This window comes from Eubacterium sp. Marseille-QA0814, assembly GCF_965119675.1.
In the GTDB taxonomy this organism is placed as follows: domain Bacteria; phylum Bacillota; class Clostridia; order Lachnospirales; family Lachnospiraceae; genus Eubacterium_G.
In genome coordinates, this window is record NZ_CBCPMG010000001.1 from 2,583,504 (window position 1) to 2,598,836 (window position 15,333).

General features: G+C 36.3%; 28 protein-coding genes. 27 read left to right on the forward strand and 1 reads right to left on the reverse strand.

Annotated elements, in window-relative coordinates; all coding sequences use genetic code 11:
- Window positions 1-169: 169 nt before the first annotated feature.
- Entirely contained in the window at window positions 170-1,030 is an 861-nt protein-coding gene (locus ACQY63_RS11655) for a class I SAM-dependent methyltransferase (protein ID WP_022165567.1), read from the reverse strand.
- Window positions 1,031-1,395: 365 nt separating this feature from the next.
- Between ACQY63_RS11655 and rbr the strand changes: the two genes are divergently transcribed.
- From rbr to rpmJ, 27 genes are all read left to right on the forward strand, one after another.
- Window positions 1,396-1,935: a rubrerythrin gene (gene rbr, locus ACQY63_RS11660; RefSeq protein ID WP_022165566.1), complete on the forward strand. Its 540-nt coding sequence runs from the start codon at window positions 1,396-1,398 to the stop codon at window positions 1,933-1,935.
- Between the two features lie 449 nt (window positions 1,936-2,384).
- Window positions 2,385-2,699 carry a 30S ribosomal protein S10 gene (gene rpsJ, locus ACQY63_RS11665; protein WP_022165565.1) on the forward strand — a complete coding sequence of 105 codons (315 nt, stop codon included), beginning with the start codon at window positions 2,385-2,387 and terminating at the stop codon, window positions 2,697-2,699.
- A 115-nt stretch (window positions 2,700-2,814) separates the two neighbouring features.
- A complete protein-coding gene (rplC, locus tag ACQY63_RS11670) occupies window positions 2,815-3,444 on the forward strand; it encodes a 50S ribosomal protein L3 (RefSeq protein ID WP_022165564.1) in 630 nt (209 codons plus the stop codon).
- Between the two features lie 23 nt (window positions 3,445-3,467).
- Complete coding sequence (gene rplD / locus ACQY63_RS11675) at window positions 3,468-4,088, forward strand: 50S ribosomal protein L4 (RefSeq protein WP_022165563.1); 621 nt, start codon at window positions 3,468-3,470, stop codon at window positions 4,086-4,088.
- On the forward strand, window positions 4,088-4,387 hold the full coding sequence (gene rplW / locus ACQY63_RS11680; protein ID WP_022165562.1) for a 50S ribosomal protein L23: 300 nt from the start codon (window positions 4,088-4,090) through the stop codon (window positions 4,385-4,387). The genes rplD and rplW overlap by 1 nt, the downstream gene beginning before the upstream one ends.
- 112 nt (window positions 4,388-4,499) lie before the next feature.
- Window positions 4,500-5,342 (forward strand): 50S ribosomal protein L2, encoded by an 843-nt coding sequence (rplB, locus tag ACQY63_RS11685; RefSeq protein WP_022165561.1) that lies wholly within the window; start codon window positions 4,500-4,502, stop codon window positions 5,340-5,342.
- 13 nt (window positions 5,343-5,355) lie between these two features.
- Window positions 5,356-5,628, forward strand: a complete 273-nt coding sequence (gene rpsS / locus ACQY63_RS11690) for a 30S ribosomal protein S19 (protein ID WP_022165560.1) — start codon at window positions 5,356-5,358, stop codon at window positions 5,626-5,628.
- A gap of 33 nt (window positions 5,629-5,661) precedes the next feature.
- The gene (gene rplV / locus ACQY63_RS11695; RefSeq protein ID WP_022165559.1) at window positions 5,662-6,048 is read left to right on the forward strand and encodes a 50S ribosomal protein L22; all 387 of its coding nucleotides are present in this window, start codon (window positions 5,662-5,664) and stop codon (window positions 6,046-6,048) included.
- 15 nt (window positions 6,049-6,063) lie between these two features.
- Window positions 6,064-6,711 carry a 30S ribosomal protein S3 gene (rpsC, locus tag ACQY63_RS11700; RefSeq protein WP_022165558.1) on the forward strand — a complete coding sequence of 216 codons (648 nt, stop codon included), beginning with the start codon at window positions 6,064-6,066 and terminating at the stop codon, window positions 6,709-6,711.
- Window positions 6,711-7,148, forward strand: a complete 438-nt coding sequence (rplP, locus tag ACQY63_RS11705) for a 50S ribosomal protein L16 (protein WP_022165557.1) — start codon at window positions 6,711-6,713, stop codon at window positions 7,146-7,148. Before rpsC ends, rplP begins: the two co-directional genes overlap by 1 nt.
- Window positions 7,138-7,347, forward strand: coding sequence for a 50S ribosomal protein L29 (gene rpmC, locus ACQY63_RS11710; protein ID WP_022165556.1), 210 nt, complete (start codon window positions 7,138-7,140; stop codon window positions 7,345-7,347). The genes rplP and rpmC overlap by 11 nt, the downstream gene beginning before the upstream one ends.
- A gap of 37 nt (window positions 7,348-7,384) precedes the next feature.
- On the forward strand, window positions 7,385-7,639 hold the full coding sequence (gene rpsQ, locus ACQY63_RS11715; RefSeq protein WP_021952768.1) for a 30S ribosomal protein S17: 255 nt from the start codon (window positions 7,385-7,387) through the stop codon (window positions 7,637-7,639).
- A 29-nt stretch (window positions 7,640-7,668) separates the two neighbouring features.
- The gene (rplN, locus tag ACQY63_RS11720) at window positions 7,669-8,037 is read left to right on the forward strand and encodes a 50S ribosomal protein L14 (RefSeq protein ID WP_022165555.1); all 369 of its coding nucleotides are present in this window, start codon (window positions 7,669-7,671) and stop codon (window positions 8,035-8,037) included.
- Window positions 8,038-8,049: 12 nt separating this feature from the next.
- On the forward strand, window positions 8,050-8,361 hold the full coding sequence (rplX, locus tag ACQY63_RS11725; RefSeq protein WP_022165554.1) for a 50S ribosomal protein L24: 312 nt from the start codon (window positions 8,050-8,052) through the stop codon (window positions 8,359-8,361).
- A 22-nt stretch (window positions 8,362-8,383) separates the two neighbouring features.
- On the forward strand, window positions 8,384-8,923 hold the full coding sequence (rplE, locus tag ACQY63_RS11730; RefSeq protein WP_022165553.1) for a 50S ribosomal protein L5: 540 nt from the start codon (window positions 8,384-8,386) through the stop codon (window positions 8,921-8,923).
- Between the two features lie 15 nt (window positions 8,924-8,938).
- Entirely contained in the window at window positions 8,939-9,124 is a 186-nt protein-coding gene (locus tag ACQY63_RS11735; RefSeq protein WP_021952764.1) for a type Z 30S ribosomal protein S14, read from the forward strand.
- A gap of 27 nt (window positions 9,125-9,151) precedes the next feature.
- Window positions 9,152-9,553 (forward strand): 30S ribosomal protein S8, encoded by a 402-nt coding sequence (rpsH, locus tag ACQY63_RS11740; protein ID WP_022165552.1) that lies wholly within the window; start codon window positions 9,152-9,154, stop codon window positions 9,551-9,553.
- Window positions 9,554-9,657: 104 nt separating this feature from the next.
- Entirely contained in the window at window positions 9,658-10,197 is a 540-nt protein-coding gene (gene rplF / locus ACQY63_RS11745; protein ID WP_022165551.1) for a 50S ribosomal protein L6, read from the forward strand.
- Between the two features lie 16 nt (window positions 10,198-10,213).
- Window positions 10,214-10,582 carry a 50S ribosomal protein L18 gene (gene rplR / locus ACQY63_RS11750; protein ID WP_022165550.1) on the forward strand — a complete coding sequence of 123 codons (369 nt, stop codon included), beginning with the start codon at window positions 10,214-10,216 and terminating at the stop codon, window positions 10,580-10,582.
- A 17-nt stretch (window positions 10,583-10,599) separates the two neighbouring features.
- Window positions 10,600-11,109, forward strand: coding sequence for a 30S ribosomal protein S5 (rpsE, locus tag ACQY63_RS11755; RefSeq protein ID WP_118000545.1), 510 nt, complete (start codon window positions 10,600-10,602; stop codon window positions 11,107-11,109).
- An 18-nt stretch (window positions 11,110-11,127) separates the two neighbouring features.
- Complete coding sequence (gene rpmD / locus ACQY63_RS11760; RefSeq protein ID WP_022165089.1) at window positions 11,128-11,310, forward strand: 50S ribosomal protein L30; 183 nt, start codon at window positions 11,128-11,130, stop codon at window positions 11,308-11,310.
- A gap of 20 nt (window positions 11,311-11,330) precedes the next feature.
- Entirely contained in the window at window positions 11,331-11,771 is a 441-nt protein-coding gene (rplO, locus tag ACQY63_RS11765; protein WP_022165090.1) for a 50S ribosomal protein L15, read from the forward strand.
- A gap of 1 nt (window position 11,772) precedes the next feature.
- Window positions 11,773-13,113 (forward strand): preprotein translocase subunit SecY, encoded by a 1,341-nt coding sequence (gene secY, locus ACQY63_RS11770; RefSeq protein ID WP_302690187.1) that lies wholly within the window; start codon window positions 11,773-11,775, stop codon window positions 13,111-13,113.
- 150 nt (window positions 13,114-13,263) lie between these two features.
- Window positions 13,264-13,908 (forward strand): adenylate kinase, encoded by a 645-nt coding sequence (locus ACQY63_RS11775; RefSeq protein ID WP_022165093.1) that lies wholly within the window; start codon window positions 13,264-13,266, stop codon window positions 13,906-13,908.
- Window positions 13,909-13,912: 4 nt separating this feature from the next.
- Window positions 13,913-14,662 (forward strand): type I methionyl aminopeptidase, encoded by a 750-nt coding sequence (gene map, locus ACQY63_RS11780; RefSeq protein WP_022165094.1) that lies wholly within the window; start codon window positions 13,913-13,915, stop codon window positions 14,660-14,662.
- An 18-nt stretch (window positions 14,663-14,680) separates the two neighbouring features.
- Window positions 14,681-14,899 (forward strand): translation initiation factor IF-1, encoded by a 219-nt coding sequence (gene infA, locus ACQY63_RS11785; protein WP_022165095.1) that lies wholly within the window; start codon window positions 14,681-14,683, stop codon window positions 14,897-14,899.
- 184 nt (window positions 14,900-15,083) lie between these two features.
- On the forward strand, window positions 15,084-15,197 hold the full coding sequence (gene rpmJ / locus ACQY63_RS11790) for a 50S ribosomal protein L36 (RefSeq protein WP_040446913.1): 114 nt from the start codon (window positions 15,084-15,086) through the stop codon (window positions 15,195-15,197).
- Window positions 15,198-15,333: the final 136 nt, after the last annotated feature.

Consider the following 15,333-nt stretch of genomic DNA (forward strand, 5'->3'; position numbering starts at 1 on the left):
GTTATGAAATAATATAATTTACTGTAGTAGATTGGGACAAAGGCCCCATTACATTACAGTGAGTAATATTATAATCATAACTGTTTATTTTTATATGTTAGAAATTCACATTAGTTTCTATGCCATATATAAAATCATTATTTGGAATTAGATGTTTCACTTATGTAATTTATTTACTCCAACGTCCTGAAGCCCCACAAGGTAAAACAAGACCATTTGATGATACAGGAAGCCCAATTTCTTCTGCTTCAACTTTTCCACCAAACTTTGGCACAATAGCAGTGTTAATCATATAATTCAAAACTGCCGGCTGTAAGCCTGTTGTATAAGAGTTAATAAGGAAGAATAAAGGATTATCACTTAAAATATTTGTACATAATTCCACAAATGGAAAAATGCTTTCCTCAATTTTCCAAGTTTCTCCCTTTGGACCTCTACCGTAAGAAGGTGGATCCATAATGATTCCATCATATTTGTTCCCACGACGGATTTCTCTTTCAACAAATTTTACACAGTCATCAACTAACCATCTCACAGGTCTGTCAGCAAGTCCTGAAGAAACGGCGTTTTCTTTTGCCCATGTAACCATTCCCTTTGAAGCGTCAACGTGTGTAACATGAGCACCGGCTTCTAGAGCAGCCAAAGTAGCCCCACCTGTATAAGCAAAAAGGTTTAATACCTTAACAGGTCTACCGGCATTGCGAATCTTCTCTGAAAACCAGTCCCAGTTAGTAGCTTGCTCTGGAAATAATCCTGTATGCTTAAAACTAAAAGGTTTAAGATTAAATGTAAGGTTCTTATAATTAATTGTCCATTGTTCAGGCAAATTGAAAAAGTCCCATTTTCCACCGCCTTTGTTGCTTCTGTGATAGTGACCGTTGTGCTTGTGCCAGCCTTTGTTTTTCTTTGGAGTGTTCCAAATAACCTGAGGGTCAGGTCTGACTAAAAGATAGTCACCCCATCTCTCTAATTTTTCTCCTGTTGAAGTATCTATAACTTCATAATCTTTCCAATTATCTGCAATCCACATAAATTAATCCTCTTTATCGTTAAAATTTAAAGTTAAGTATTTAATAGGTTACTTCCTATTATAATATGATTTTTAATATCTTGTATGATTAGTTCATAATGCATCCTGAAATATAATATTTAAATAATTAATAATTTATTTTTAAATAATCAATAATGTATTGCAAAATCCATTATTTAATAACCGCTAATATATTAACATAGAAAGCATCAATAAACAATTAAAAGTAATTAAAGTTTATTAAGTGTTAAAAGTTGAAAACGGTAAAAATATAAAAGAATTAGAAACAATAAAAGGTTGTTTCGATGAAGTGTTGTGTTATAATTATTTTAATTACAAAATATACAAAATTTGGAGGTAGCGTTATGGCAAATAAGTATGAGGGAACACAGACAGAGAAAAACTTAGAGGCTGCATTTGCAGGAGAATCACAGGCTAGAAATAAATACACATATTTTGCATCAGTTGCAAAGAAGGAAGGATATGAACAGATTTCTTCATTATTCTTAAAAACAGCTGACAATGAAAAGGAACATGCAAAAATGTGGTTCAAAGAATTAAGTGGTCTGGGAGATACATCAGAAAACCTTGCAGCAGCAGCTGAAGGTGAAAATTTCGAATGGACAGACATGTATGAAGGCTTTGCAAAGACAGCCGAAGAAGAGGGTTTCCCTGAACTAGCAAAGAAATTCCGTTTAGTTGCAGAAATTGAAAAACATCACGAAGAAAGATATCGTGCTTTACTTAAGAATATTGAAACAGCACAGGTATTTGAAAAGAGTGAAGTAAAAGTATGGGAATGCAGAAACTGCGGTCACATTTGCGTAGGAACAAAAGCACCGGAAGTTTGCCCTGTATGTAATCACCCACAGAGCTTCTTTGAAGTACATGCTGAGAATTACTAAATAGCAGAAATGTTATGAAAACATAGGTCATGTATTGAAAACACCTTTGGCAATGTATATACTGGTTATGTATATTGTCGGAGGTGTTTGTTTATGAAAAATAGTCAAGATATAGGATTGCCTAAATGTTTATTGAAGAAAAAAGAAACATTTTGAAAACTTAAAACTTTTTGAAAAAGGGTATTGCATTTAGAAAAGAGTTGTGTTATGATAACTCTTGCTGTGACATGATAGCGTTGAAACGTGAGGTTGCTACATTACATATATGTAGGTTTTCCGTGGAGCGAATGTCAAGTTAGGAAACTGGCGACAAGTCACTGTACAAATAATTGAGTCCACCATAGAGTGGAAACGTCCATGCGAAGTTGTAGAGAATACGACACGCACGGAAAGGTTGTACGGTCACCGCTTGTCGTGCTAAATAGTACGAAAAGGAGGCGGCTTTTTTTATGGCACAAGTAATGAGAATTACACTTAAGGCTTACGATCACAAATTAGTAGATCAGTCAGCTAAGAAAATTGTTGAAACTGCAAAGAAGACAGGAACAGAAGTTAGTGGTCCAGTACCTCTACCAACTAAGAAAGAAGTAGTTACTATTCTTAGAGCTGTTCATAAGTACAAAGATTCAAGAGAACAGTTTGAACAGAGAACTCATAAGAGACTCATCGATATCATTACTCCAAACCAGAAGGCAGTAGAAGCTTTATCAAAGCTTGAAATGCCAGCAGGTGTTTATATTGATATCAAAATGAAAAACAAATAGTGAGAAATTATCCTTGAAGGTTTATATAGATAATTAATCAGACGGATTAGTTATGAAACTGTTCTAGGATGATCGCGGAAAGCGATCCGCTGTAGATTAACAGGAGGTAATTAAAATGAAGAAAGCTATTTTAGCGAAAAAAGTTGGAATGACTCAGATCTTCAACGAAGCTGGCGAATTAGTACCAGTAACAGTTCTTCAGGCTGGACCTTGTGTAGTAACACAGGTTAAGACAGTTGAAAACGACGGTTACGATGCAGTACAGGTTGGTTTCGAAGATATCAGAGAAAAACTTGTTAACAAACCAGTTAAGGGAATGTTTGACAAGGCAGGCGTATCTTACAAGAGATATGTAAGAGAATTTAAACTCGAAGGTGAATACGCAGTTAAAGACGAAATCAAGGCTGAAATTTTTGAAGCTGGAGATAAGGTTGATGCAACTGCAATTGCAAAGGGAAAAGGATTCCAGGGCGCAATTAAGAGACATGGACAGTCAAGAGGACCTATGGCTCATGGTTCAAAGTATCATAGACATGCTGGTTCAAACGGTGCTTGTTCATCACCAAGTAAGGTATTTAAAGGAAAGAGAATGCCTGGTCACATGGGTGGCAAGAAGGTTACAACTCAGAACCTTGAAATCGTTAGAGTTGACGCAGAAAAGAACTTACTCTTAGTTAAAGGTGCTGTACCGGGACCTAAGAAAGCTTTAGTAACAATTAAAGAATCTGTTAAAGCCGGTAAGTAGTATTTGAAAGGAGGAACGCACAGATGGCAAAAGTATCTGTTTTAAATATGGAAGGAAGCGAAGTTGGAACAATCGAACTTAGCGATGCAGTATTTGGTGTTGAAGTTAATGAAAACTTAGTACATCAGGCTGTTGTAAGCCAGCTCGCAAACAAACGCCAGGGTACACAGAAAGCTAAAACTCGTTCAGAAGTTAGCGGTGGCGGAAGAAAACCATGGAGACAGAAAGGAACTGGTCATGCAAGACAGGGTTCAACAAGATCTCCACAGTGGACAGGCGGTGGAGTTGTATTCGCTCCAACACCAAGAGATTATTCATTTAAGATGAATAAGAAAGAAAAGAGATTAGCTCTTAAATCAGCATTAACATCAAGAGTTAATGAAGGAAAGTTAATCGTAGTTGACGAACTTAAGTTTGAAGCTCCTAAGACAAAGGAATTTGCAAAGGTTATGGCAAACTTAAAGGCTGACAAGGCATTAGTAGTATTAAACGAAAATGATGTTAACACAGTAAGATCAGCTAAGAACATCCCTACAGTGAAAACTGCTTTAACAAACACAATCAATGTATACGACATTCTTAAGTACGATACATTAGTAGTTGAAAAAGCAGCTGTAGCAACAATTGAGGAGGTGTACGCATAATGGCAGATATTAAATATTATGACGTTATACTTTCACCAGTTATTACTGAAAAAAGTATGAACGCTATGGCAGAAAAGAAATATACATTCTACGTTCACACAGAAGCTACTAAGTCACAGGTTGCAGATGCAGTTGAAAAAATGTTCGAAGGAGCAAAAGTAGAAAGCGTTAGCACAATGAACTTAAACGGCAAGAACCGTAGACGTGGTTATGTAACTGGAAAGACAGCAACTAAGAAGAAAGCTATCGTTCAGTTAACAGAAGACAGTGCAGATATTGAAATCTTCGCTGGTTTATAGATTGCGGTAAGGAGGGACCCACAAAGTGGGAGGATACCTTATCGCTTACAGGAAATAGTTAGACGCAGAAACAAGCGTGATAATAAATGTTTAGTTTGAAAGGAGAATTAAAATGGGAATTAAGACATTTAACCCATACACACCTTCAAGAAGAGCTATGACTATGCTTGACAATGCAGAGATTACAAAGGCAGCACCAGAGAAGTCTTTAACAGTATCTCTCAAGAAAACAGCTGGTCGTAACAATCAGGGTAAAATAACAGTTAGACACCATGGTGGTGGTTCTAGAAGAAAATATAGAATTATCGACTTTAAGAGAAACAAAGTTGATGTTCCAGCAACAGTTAAGAGTATTGAATATGATCCAAACAGAACAGCAAACATCGCATTAATTTGCTACGCTGATGGTGAAAAGACTTATATCCTTGCTCCTAACGGATTAAAAGTTGGCGATGTACTTATGAATGGTGAAAACGCTGAAGTTAAAGTTGGTAACTGCTTACCATTATCAGCTATCCCAGTTGGTACAGAAATCCACAACATTGAGTTATATCCAGGAAAGGGTGGACAGTTAGTTCGTGCTGCCGGAAACGTAGCTCAGTTAATGGCTAAGGAAGGCAAATATGCAACATTGAGACTTCCTTCAGGAGAAATGAGATTAGTACCTTTAGTTTGCAGAGCAACAATCGGTACTGTTGGTAATATTGAACACGGTCTTGTAAACATTGGTAAAGCAGGACGTAAGCGTAATATGGGTATCAGACCTACAGTTCGTGGTTCTGTTATGAACCCTAATGACCATCCACACGGTGGTGGTGAAGGACGTGCACCAGTTGGTCGTCCAGGTCCATGTACACCTTGGGGTAAACCAGCACTTGGCTTAAAGACTCGTAAGAAGAATAAGAAGTCAAACAAGATGATCGTTAGAAGACGTGACGGAAAGAACATGAAATAGGAGGTAGAAACTAATGGCTAGATCATTAAAAAAAGGCCCATTTGCGGATGAGAGCTTAATGAAGAAGATTGAAGCATTGAACGAGACTGATGAAAAGACAGTTGTTAAGACTTGGTCAAGACGTTCAACAATTTTCCCACAGATGGTTGGACACACAATCGCTGTCCATGATGGTAGAAAGCATGTTCCAGTATATGTTACAGAAGATATGGTTGGACATAAACTTGGTGAATTCGTTTCTACTAGAACTTACAGAGGACACGGAAAAGACGAAAAGAGAGGTTAAATAACCGTTAGAATTTGAAAGGAGGTCTCATCTATGGCAAAAGGACATAGATCCCAGATAAAGAGAGAGAGAAATGCTAATAAAGATACAAGACCATCAGCTAAGTTATCTTACGCTAGAGTGTCTGTACAGAAGGCATGCTTCGTTTTAGATGCCATCAGAGGTAAAGATGTTGAAACAGCAATCGGTATTTTAACATACAACCCAAGATATGCATCAAGCGTAATTTTGAAATTATTAAATTCAGCTATTGCAAATGCTGAAAACAACAATAACATGGATGTTAGTAAACTTTACATTGCAGAATGCTATGCAAATTCAGCACCTACAATGAAGAGAATCAAACCTAGAGCACAGGGTAGAGCTTATAGAATCTTAAAGAGAAACAGCCACATTACTATTGTGCTTGATGAGAGATAAGATAGGAGGCAAAGTATGGGACAGAAAGTTAATCCACATGGATTAAGAGTCGGAGTTATTAAAGACTGGGACTCAAGATGGTATGCAGAAGCTGATTTTGCTGACAACCTAGTTGAAGACTACAAAATCAGAACATACTTAAAGAAGAGATTATACAGTACAGGTGTTTCTAAGATTGAAATCGAAAGATCATCTGACAGAGTAAGAGTTAATGTTTACACAGCTAAGCCTGGTCTTGTAATCGGAAAAGGTGGCGCTGAAATAGAAAAAGTTAAAGCTGAAGTTCAGAAAATGACAGATAAGAAGTTATTCATGGACGTTAAAGACGTTAAGAGACCTGATAAGGATGCACAGCTTGTTGCAGAAAACATTGCACAGCAGTTAGAAAACCGTGTATCTTTCAGAAGAGCTATGAAGTCTGCAATGTCTAGAACAATGAAGGCTGGAGCTTTAGGAATTAAGGCTTCAACATCAGGACGTCTTGGTGGTGCTGATATGGCTCGTACAGAGTTCTACAGCGAAGGAACAATTCCACTTCAGACATTACGTGCTGATATCGATTATGGTTTCGCGGAAGCTGATACAACTTACGGAAAAGTAGGTGTAAAGGTTTGGATTTACAACGGCGAAATACTTCCAACTAAAGAAGGGAGCGATAAATAATGTTAATGCCAAAAAGAGTTAAACATAGAAAACAGTTCCGTGGTTCTATGAGAGGAAAAGCAACTAGAGGAAACAAGATTTCATATGGTGAATATGGTATCGTAGCAATGGAACCTGGTTGGGTTAAGTCAAATCAGATTGAAGCTGCCAGAATTGCTATGACACGTTACGTAAAGCGTGGTGGTAAAGTTTGGATCAAGATTTTCCCAGACAAGCCAGTAACAGCTACACCAGCTGAAACTCGAATGGGTAAAGGTAAAGGTGCACTTGAATATTGGGTAGCAGTAGTTAAGCCAGGAAGAGTAATGTTCGAAATTTCAGGAGTCCCTGATGAAGTGGCTAAAGAAGCATTACGTCTTGCAACACACAAACTTCCAATTAAATGCAAGGTTGTATCTCGTGAAGATTTAGAAGGCGGTGATAACAGTGAAAATTAAGGAATATGTAGAAGATTTAAGAGCAAAATCAGCTGCAGAATTAGAAGATGAATTAGTAGCTGCTAAAAAGGAACTTTTCAATTTAAGATTCCAGAACGCAACAAACCAGTTAGATAACACAAGCAGAATTAAAGAAGTTAGAAAAAATATTGCCAGAATTCAGACTTTAATAGTTGAAAAGGCAAATGCTGCTGAATAGTTACAGGTTAATCCCTAATTAAGAAAGGAGAATTGTTGTGGAAAGAAATTTAAGAAAAACACGTACAGGAAAAGTTGTCAGCGACAAGATGGATAAGACAATCGTTGTTGCTGTAGAGGATCATGTAAAGCATCCTTTATATAACAAAATCGTTAAGAGAACTTACAAATTAAAAGCTCATGACGAAGAAAACCAGTGCGGTATCGGTGATACAGTAAAAGTTATGGAAACAAGACCACTTTCAAAGGATAAGAGATGGAGACTTGTTGAAATTATTGAAAAGGCTAAATAGGCCTTATATAGAGATAGGAGGAATACAGCATGATTCAACAGGAAAGTAGACTTAAAGTTGCTGATAATACAGGCGCTAAAGAATTACTTACAATCAGAGTAATGGGCGGATCTACTAGAAGATATGCTAACATTGGTGATGTTATCGTTGCTACTGTTAAAGATGCAACACCAGGCGGAGTTGTCAAAAAAGGTGACGTTGTAAGAGCCGTAGTAGTTCGTACTGTTAAAGGCGCTCGTCGTAAAGATGGTTCATACATCAGATTTGACGAAAATGCTGCTGTAATTATAAAAGATGATATGTCCCCAAGAGGAACTCGTATTTTTGGGCCAGTTGCTAGAGAATTAAGAGATAAGAAATTTATGAGAATAGTATCTTTAGCACCTGAAGTTTTATAGGAGGTACGCATAATGTCAGCTATGAAGATTAAAAAGGGCGATACTGTAAAGGTTATCGCAGGTAAAGATAAAGGTAAAGAAGGTAAGGTTGTTGCCGTTGATGTTAAAAAGGGTACAGTAACAGTTGAAGGTGTTAATATGCATACAAAACATACTAAGCCAAGTGCTCAGAACCAGAACGGTGGAATCGTAACTCAGGAAGGACCTATTAATGTATCTAACGTTATGCTTGTTGTAAAAGGACAGGTTACAAGAGTTGGATTCAAAGTAGAAGATGGAAAGAAAGTACGTATTGCCAAGAAGACAGGCGACGTAATCGATTAATTGAGAGAGGAGGTCCAGAAAGTTGAGCAGACTTAAAGAAAAGTATTTAAACGAGATTAAGGATGAAATGCAGAAGAAGTTCCAGTATAAGAATGTTATGCAGATTCCAAAACTCGATAAGATTGTTATAAACATGGGTGTTGGCGAAGCAAAGGAAAACGCTAAAATCTTAGACACAGCTGTTAAAGATCTTGAAACAATTACAGGTCAGAAGGCTGTTGTAACAAGAGCTAAAAATTCAGTAGCTAACTTCAAGTTAAGAGAAGGACAGCCAATCGGATGTAAGGTTACTCTTAGAGGAGAAAGAATGTATGAATTCTTAGATAGATTAGTAAATCTAGCACTTCCTCGTGTAAGAGACTTTAGAGGTGTTAATCCAAATGCATTTGATGGAAGAGGAAACTACGCTCTTGGTATTAAAGAACAGATTATTTTCCCAGAAATCGAATACGATAAGGTTGATAAGGTTAGAGGTATGGACATTATCTTTGTTACTACAGCTAACACTGATGAAGAAGCTCGTGAATTATTGGCACAATTTAACATGCCATTTGCAAAGTAATTAGGAGGTAGACCCATGGCTAGAACTGCTATGAAAGTTAAACAGCAAAGAAAAGCTAAATTCTCAACACAGGCTTACAACCGTTGTAGAATCTGTGGTCGTCCACATGCTTATTTAAAGAAATACGGAATCTGCAGAATTTGCTTCCGTGAATTAGCATATAAAGGACAGATACCAGGCGTTAAGAAAGCAAGCTGGTAAGAGAAAATTTGAAGGAGGAAGTAAACTATGACTATGAGTGATCCAATCGCAGATATGCTTACAAGAATTCGTAATGCAAATACTGCAAAACATGATACTGTAGATGTTCCTGCATCAAAGATGAAATTAGCTATTGCTGAAATTCTTGTAAATGAAGGATATATCACAAAGTATGAAGTTTTAGAAGAAGGAAACTTCAAGACAATTAGAATTACATTAAAATATGGTGCAGACAAGAACGACAGAGTTATTACAGGAATCAAGAAGATTTCAAAACCTGGTCTTCGTGTTTATGCTGGAAAAGATGAATTACCAAGAGTTCTTGGTGGACTTGGAACAGCAATCATATCAACAAACAAAGGTGTGATTACAGATAAAGAAGCTAGAAAAGCAAACGTAGGTGGAGAAGTTCTCGCATTCGTTTGGTAATTAATTTAAACAGTGCAATATGAACAAGTGAATATGAAGAGAAATCTTCATTATTCACACTATGTTCATCACTATTTAGACGAAATATAAGGAGGTAAGGCGAAATGTCACGTATAGGAAGAATGCCTATCGCTATTCCATCAGGTGTAACTGTTGAAGTAGCAGAAAATAATAAAGTGACTGTCAAAGGACCAAAGGGAACTCTTGAAAGAGTTTTACCAGAGGCTATGGACATTAAAGTTGACGGTGAAGAAGTCGTTGTATCAAGACCAAATGATTTAAAGAAAAACAAAGCTTTACATGGTCTTACAAGAACACTTATTTACAACATGGTTATTGGTGTAACAGAAGGTTACGAAAAGAAACTTGAAGTAAACGGTGTTGGATACAGAGCACAGAAACAGGGTAAGAAGTTAGTACTTTCACTTGGTTATTCACATCCAGTTGAAATGGAAGATCCAGAAGGAATAGAAACAGTTCTTGATGGACAGAACATAATCATTGTAAAAGGTATTGATAAAGAAAAAGTAGGCCAGTACGCTGCAGAAATCAGAAGTAAGAGAGAACCTGAACCATATAAGGGTAAGGGTATCAAGTACGATACTGAGGTTATCAGACGTAAAGTTGGTAAGACTGGTAAATAATAAAGGAGTGTAGAGAATGGTTAGTAAGAAATCTAGAAGCGAAATTCGCGTTAAGAAACATAACAGACTGCGTAATCATTTAAGTGGAACAACTGAATGTCCACGTTTAGCAGTTTTTAGAAGTAATAATCATATATATGCTCAGATTATTGACGATACAGTTGGAAAAACTCTTGTAGCAGCATCCACAGTAGAAGCTGACGTTAAGAAAGAGTTAGAAAAAACTAATAACGTTGATGCCGCAGCATATGTTGGTAAAGTTATTGCAGAAAGAGCAGTTGAAAAAGGTATTAAGGAAGTTGTATTTGATAGAGGCGGCTTCATTTACCAGGGAAAAGTTCAGGCATTAGCAGACGCAGCTAGAGAAGCTGGTCTGGAATTTTAGTTGAGGAGGTAACACACATGAGACGTGATATAATTGATGCAAGTCAGTTAGAGTTAGAAGAGACAGTAGTATCTATCAAACGTGTTACTAAGGTAGTAAAGGGTGGACGTAATATGCGTTTCGCAGCTTTAGTAGTAGTTGGTGATAAACATGGACACGTTGGTGCAGGTTTAGGAAAAGCAGCTGAAATTCCTGAAGCAATTCGTAAAGGTAAAGAGGATGCTATAAAGAACCTTATTACTGTTCCTATGGATGAAAACAATAGTATTCCATACGACATTATTGGAAAATTCGGAAGTGCAGAAGTACTTCTTAAGAGAGCTAAAGAAGGTACTGGAGTTATCGCCGGTGGTCCTGCACGTAGTGTTGCAGAATTAGCTGGTATTACAAACATTCGTACAAAGTCTTTAGGTTCAAAGAATAAGCAGAACGTAGTTCTTGCTACAATTGAAGGATTAGCTGCATTAAAGACTCCAGAAGAAGTAGCTACACTTCGCGGTAAAACTGTAGAAGAGATTTTAGGCTAATAAGGGAGGTAATTAGAAATGGCAGATAAATTAAGAATTACTTTAGTAAAATCAACAATTGGAGCAGTTCCAAAGAATAAAAAGACAGCTGAAGCTTTAGGACTTACAAAGCTTAACAAGACAGTTGAAATGCCTGACAACGCTGCAGTCAGAGGTATGATTCAGAGAGTTAGACATTTAGTTAAAGTTGAAGAAATTTAATTTAGATAGGAGGTGCGACAATGGATTTATCAAATTTAAAGCCTGCAGAAGGTTCAAAACATAGTGATAATTTCAGAAGAGGCCGTGGACATGGTTCAGGAAATGGTAAGACAGCTGGTAAAGGTCATAAAGGACAGAAAGCTCGTTCAGGAAGCCCTAGACCTGGTTTCGAAGGTGGTCAGATGCCATTATATAGAAGAATTCCTAAGAGAGGATTCACTAATATTAATACAAAAGATATCGTTGGTATCAATGTTACTGCATTAGAAAGATTCGAAAATGATACAGTTGTTACAGTTGAAACATTACTTGAAGCAGGTGTAATCAAAAATGCTAGAGATGGCGTTAAGATTCTTGGGGATGGTGAATTAACTAAAAAGCTTACAGTAAAAGTAAATGCATTTAGTGAAGTAGCTAAGGCAAAAATCGAAGCGGCAGGCGGAACTTGCGAGGTGATCTAATATGTTAGAAACCTTCAAGAAAGCATTAAAAGTTAAAGAAATCAGAAAAAGATTATTATACACATTTTTTATGTTAATAGTTGTGAGACTTGGTTGTCAGATCCCTATTCCATTTGTGAATGGGGACGCAATCGCTCAGGTTATGAGACACTTTGCAAATGAGAACTTTAGTTTCTTCTCAGCTATTACAGGTGGTTCGATGGAAAAGATGTCAATTTTTGCTCTTAACATCACACCATACATCACAGCATCAATCATTATGCAATTGTTAACAATTGCTATACCAAAACTTGATGAACTTCAAAAAGATGGAGAAGAAGGTAGAAAGAAAATCGCTGAAGTTACACGTTATTTAACAGTAGCATTAGCATTAATCGAATCTACAGCAATGGTTATCGGTTTCGGAAATCAGGGAATTTTCGATACAGATGCTGTTAAATACTCAGCAATGCACGACATTAGAAAATGGGGTGTAATTGTAACAGGTATTTTAGCAATGACAGCCGGTTCTGCAGTATTAATGTGGATTGGTGAGCAGATTACTGAAAAGGGTGTAGGAAATGGTATTTCTATCGTTCTTACAATTAACATCATTTCAGGTATGCCTAGTGATATTGCTAACTTATTCAAGAACTTTGTATTTAAAGAAGGAATGTCAATCGGTGGTAGATTATTATCAGCATGCGTTATTTTGGGCGTTATAGTTGGTATCATCGTATTGGTAGTAATTCTTCAGGGTGCAATCAGAAAGATTGCAGTACAAATGTCTCAGAAGGTACAGGGTAGAAGACAGGTAGGTGGACAGCAGTCAAATATACCTCTTAAGGTTAATACAGCTGGTGTTATTCCAATTATCTTCGCTTCATCATTATTACAGTTCCCTGTAGTAATTGCATCATTCTTTGGTAAGTCACCTGAATGGTCACATTACTTAAGCCAGTCACACTGGTGTAATCCTTCAAATCTTAAATATTCAATTGGTTTTGTAGTATACTTATTATTAGTAATATTCTTTGCTTACTTCTATACTTCAATAACATTCAACCCTCGTGAAGTTGCTAAGAACTTAAACGACAGAGGTGGATTTATACCTGGTATCAGAAGTGGTAAGCCAACAGTAGAATATTTAACAAATATTTTGAATTACATTATTTTAATTGGTGCTATTGGTCTTATTATTGTAGCCGCTATCCCAATTTTAGCTTCAGGTATTTTTGGAGCACAGGTTGGATTCGGTGGAACATCTATTATCATCATTGTTGGTGTTATTTTAGAAACACTTGAAACAATTAAGTCAATGGTAACAGAAAAGAATTACAGCACAATTAAAGGAATATTTTAACATAAGTTTAGGGGACGGTGTTGCACTGCCCCCTAAATGTACTATAATTTGAAATTTTTAATAGTAACTATTGCAAATCCATGTTTATTTATGCTTTAATAGAAGTTATGAGAATATTTATAACGTTTATTAATGTAGAAGGAGGCAAATATGAAAATTGTAATGCTTGGAGCACCTGGTGCCGGAAAAGGAACACAGGCAAAGATGATTGCTGAAAAATATAGTATTCCTCATATTTCAACAGGAGATATTTTTAGAGCAAACATCAAAAATGGTACAGAATTAGGAAAAAAAGCAAAGTCTTTTATTGATAAGGGACAGTTAGTTCCTGATGAATTAACATTAGACTTGATTATGGATAGATTTAAAGAAGACGATTGCAAAAACGGATATGTTTTAGACGGTTTTCCAAGAACTATTCCACAGGCAGAAGCTTTAGATGAAGCTTTGAAGGCAAATGGAGAAAAAGTTGATTTTGCAATCGATATTGATGTTCCGGACGAGAACATCGTTAGAAGAATGGGCGGAAGACGTGCATGTGTAAACTGTGGAGCTACATATCATATTGTTTACAGCCCAACAAAGGTTGAAGGAAAATGCGATAAGTGCGGAGAAGAACTTATTGTAAGAGATGATGATAAGCCTGAAACAGTATTAAGCCGTTTGGAAGTTTATCATAATCAGACTCAGCCACTTATTGATTACTATAATGAACAGGGCATCTTAAAGAGTGTTGATGGAACAATTGATATGAAAGATGTATTTAATGAAATAGTAAAGATATTAGGAGCATAAGAAAATGCCAGTAACAATTAAATCAGAAAGAGAAATTAATTTAATGAGAGAGGCAGGAAAGATTCTTGCTAAAGTTCACGAACAGCTTGCACAGGAAGTAAAGGCAGGCATGTCATCTTATGAAATAGATAAGATATGTGAAGAAATTATTAGAAGTTATGATTGTATTCCTTCATTCTTAGGTTACGAAGGATATCCGGGAAGTGTGTGCATTTCAATTAATGATGAAGTTGTACATGGTCTTCCAAACAAAGATAAAATTGTCAGAGATGGCGATATTGTAAGTTTAGATACAGGTGTTATTTGGAAAGGCTATCAGTCAGATGCCGCAAGAACAATTGCTATCGGAGAAATCAGCAAAGAAGCACAGCAGTTAATTGATGTAACAAAGCAGAGTTTCTTTGAAGGTATAAAATTTGCAAAAGAAGGAAACCATCTATATGATATATCTGCAGCAATCGGTGATTATGCAGAAAAATTTGGATACGGTGTTGTAAGAGAATTAGTAGGTCATGGAATTGGTACAGAAATGCATGAAGATCCACAGATACCAAACTTCAGACAGAAGAGACGTGGCATGAAGCTTCAGGCAGGCATGACACTTGCTATTGAACCAATGATTAACATGGGAAGACCTGATGTTGCATGGACTGATGATGACTGGACAGTTGTAACAGATGATGGTTCATTATCAGCACATTATGAAAACACAATTCTTATTACAAAGGGTGAACCGGAAATCTTATCACTCTAAAATTTAGGAGGAACAAAAATGTCAAAGGCAGACGTAATTGAAATTGAAGGAAAAGTTGTTGAAAAATTACCAAACGCAATGTTTAAGGTAGAATTAGAAAATGGACATATTGTTTTAGCTCACATTAGTGGTAAATTAAGAATGAACTATATTAAGATTTTACCGGGTGATACAGTAACAATTGAAATGTCACCATACGATCTTTCAAAAGGAAGAATCATCTGGCGTGATAAATAAGCAACGCATTTCTCAATAAAAGAGCAAACTTGTGCTCCCACAAGAGTTTGCTCTTTTATTTGGAAATTAACTTAGGTAACTATTAATTAAAATAAATTAATAAAATTTCAAAAAAGTTCTTGTAATATTTTGAAAACTATGATATTATCATACTTGGACTTTTTTGTGGAAGGAGGATTTTACTGTGAAAGTTAGATCATCAGTTAAACCAATTTGCGAAAAATGCAAAGTCATTAAAAGAAAAGGAATCGTAAGAGTAATTTGCGAAAATCCAAAGCACAAACAGCGTCAGGGCTAATTTATAAGTTTTTGATATAAAGTGAATGATTTTTATTGTTCACTTGTTTGTGTGTTTGTAGTTATTATATGTATTATAACTACATTTTAGCATGCGGCTGCAGTAATTCTAGTGTTACATAGTATCTAGTGTGATA

Excerpts from the sequence above, each read along its gene's own strand:
- rplB (WP_022165561.1), top strand. The coding sequence starts at position 4,500 with ATGGGAATTAAGACATTTAACCCATACACACCTTCAAGAAGAGCTATG.
- rpsE (WP_118000545.1), top strand. The coding sequence starts at position 10,600 with ATGAGACGTGATATAATTGATGCAAGTCAGTTAGAGTTAGAAGAGACA.
- rplR (WP_022165550.1), top strand. The coding sequence starts at position 10,214 with ATGGTTAGTAAGAAATCTAGAAGCGAAATTCGCGTTAAGAAACATAAC.
- rpsJ (WP_022165565.1), top strand. The coding sequence starts at position 2,385 with ATGGCACAAGTAATGAGAATTACACTTAAGGCTTACGATCACAAATTA.
- rplW (WP_022165562.1), top strand. The coding sequence starts at position 4,088 with ATGGCAGATATTAAATATTATGACGTTATACTTTCACCAGTTATTACT.
- rpsC (WP_022165558.1), top strand. The coding sequence starts at position 6,064 with ATGGGACAGAAAGTTAATCCACATGGATTAAGAGTCGGAGTTATTAAA.
- rbr (WP_022165566.1), top strand. The coding sequence starts at position 1,396 with ATGGCAAATAAGTATGAGGGAACACAGACAGAGAAAAACTTAGAGGCT.
- rplC (WP_022165564.1), top strand. The coding sequence starts at position 2,815 with ATGAAGAAAGCTATTTTAGCGAAAAAAGTTGGAATGACTCAGATCTTC.
- infA (WP_022165095.1), top strand. The coding sequence starts at position 14,681 with ATGTCAAAGGCAGACGTAATTGAAATTGAAGGAAAAGTTGTTGAAAAA.
- rplD (WP_022165563.1), top strand. The coding sequence starts at position 3,468 with ATGGCAAAAGTATCTGTTTTAAATATGGAAGGAAGCGAAGTTGGAACA.
- rpmD (WP_022165089.1), top strand. The coding sequence starts at position 11,128 with ATGGCAGATAAATTAAGAATTACTTTAGTAAAATCAACAATTGGAGCA.
- map (WP_022165094.1), top strand. The coding sequence starts at position 13,913 with ATGCCAGTAACAATTAAATCAGAAAGAGAAATTAATTTAATGAGAGAG.
- rplV (WP_022165559.1), top strand. The coding sequence starts at position 5,662 with ATGGCAAAAGGACATAGATCCCAGATAAAGAGAGAGAGAAATGCTAAT.
- rplF (WP_022165551.1), top strand. The coding sequence starts at position 9,658 with ATGTCACGTATAGGAAGAATGCCTATCGCTATTCCATCAGGTGTAACT.
- ACQY63_RS11735 (WP_021952764.1), top strand. The coding sequence starts at position 8,939 with ATGGCTAGAACTGCTATGAAAGTTAAACAGCAAAGAAAAGCTAAATTC.
- rplP (WP_022165557.1), top strand. The coding sequence starts at position 6,711 with ATGTTAATGCCAAAAAGAGTTAAACATAGAAAACAGTTCCGTGGTTCT.
- rpsS (WP_022165560.1), top strand. The coding sequence starts at position 5,356 with ATGGCTAGATCATTAAAAAAAGGCCCATTTGCGGATGAGAGCTTAATG.
- ACQY63_RS11655 (WP_022165567.1), bottom strand. The coding sequence starts at position 1,030 with ATGTGGATTGCAGATAATTGGAAAGATTATGAAGTTATAGATACTTCA.
- secY (WP_302690187.1), top strand. The coding sequence starts at position 11,773 with ATGTTAGAAACCTTCAAGAAAGCATTAAAAGTTAAAGAAATCAGAAAA.
- rpsH (WP_022165552.1), top strand. The coding sequence starts at position 9,152 with ATGACTATGAGTGATCCAATCGCAGATATGCTTACAAGAATTCGTAAT.
- rplN (WP_022165555.1), top strand. The coding sequence starts at position 7,669 with ATGATTCAACAGGAAAGTAGACTTAAAGTTGCTGATAATACAGGCGCT.
- rplO (WP_022165090.1), top strand. The coding sequence starts at position 11,331 with ATGGATTTATCAAATTTAAAGCCTGCAGAAGGTTCAAAACATAGTGAT.
- ACQY63_RS11775 (WP_022165093.1), top strand. The coding sequence starts at position 13,264 with ATGAAAATTGTAATGCTTGGAGCACCTGGTGCCGGAAAAGGAACACAG.
- rplX (WP_022165554.1), top strand. The coding sequence starts at position 8,050 with ATGTCAGCTATGAAGATTAAAAAGGGCGATACTGTAAAGGTTATCGCA.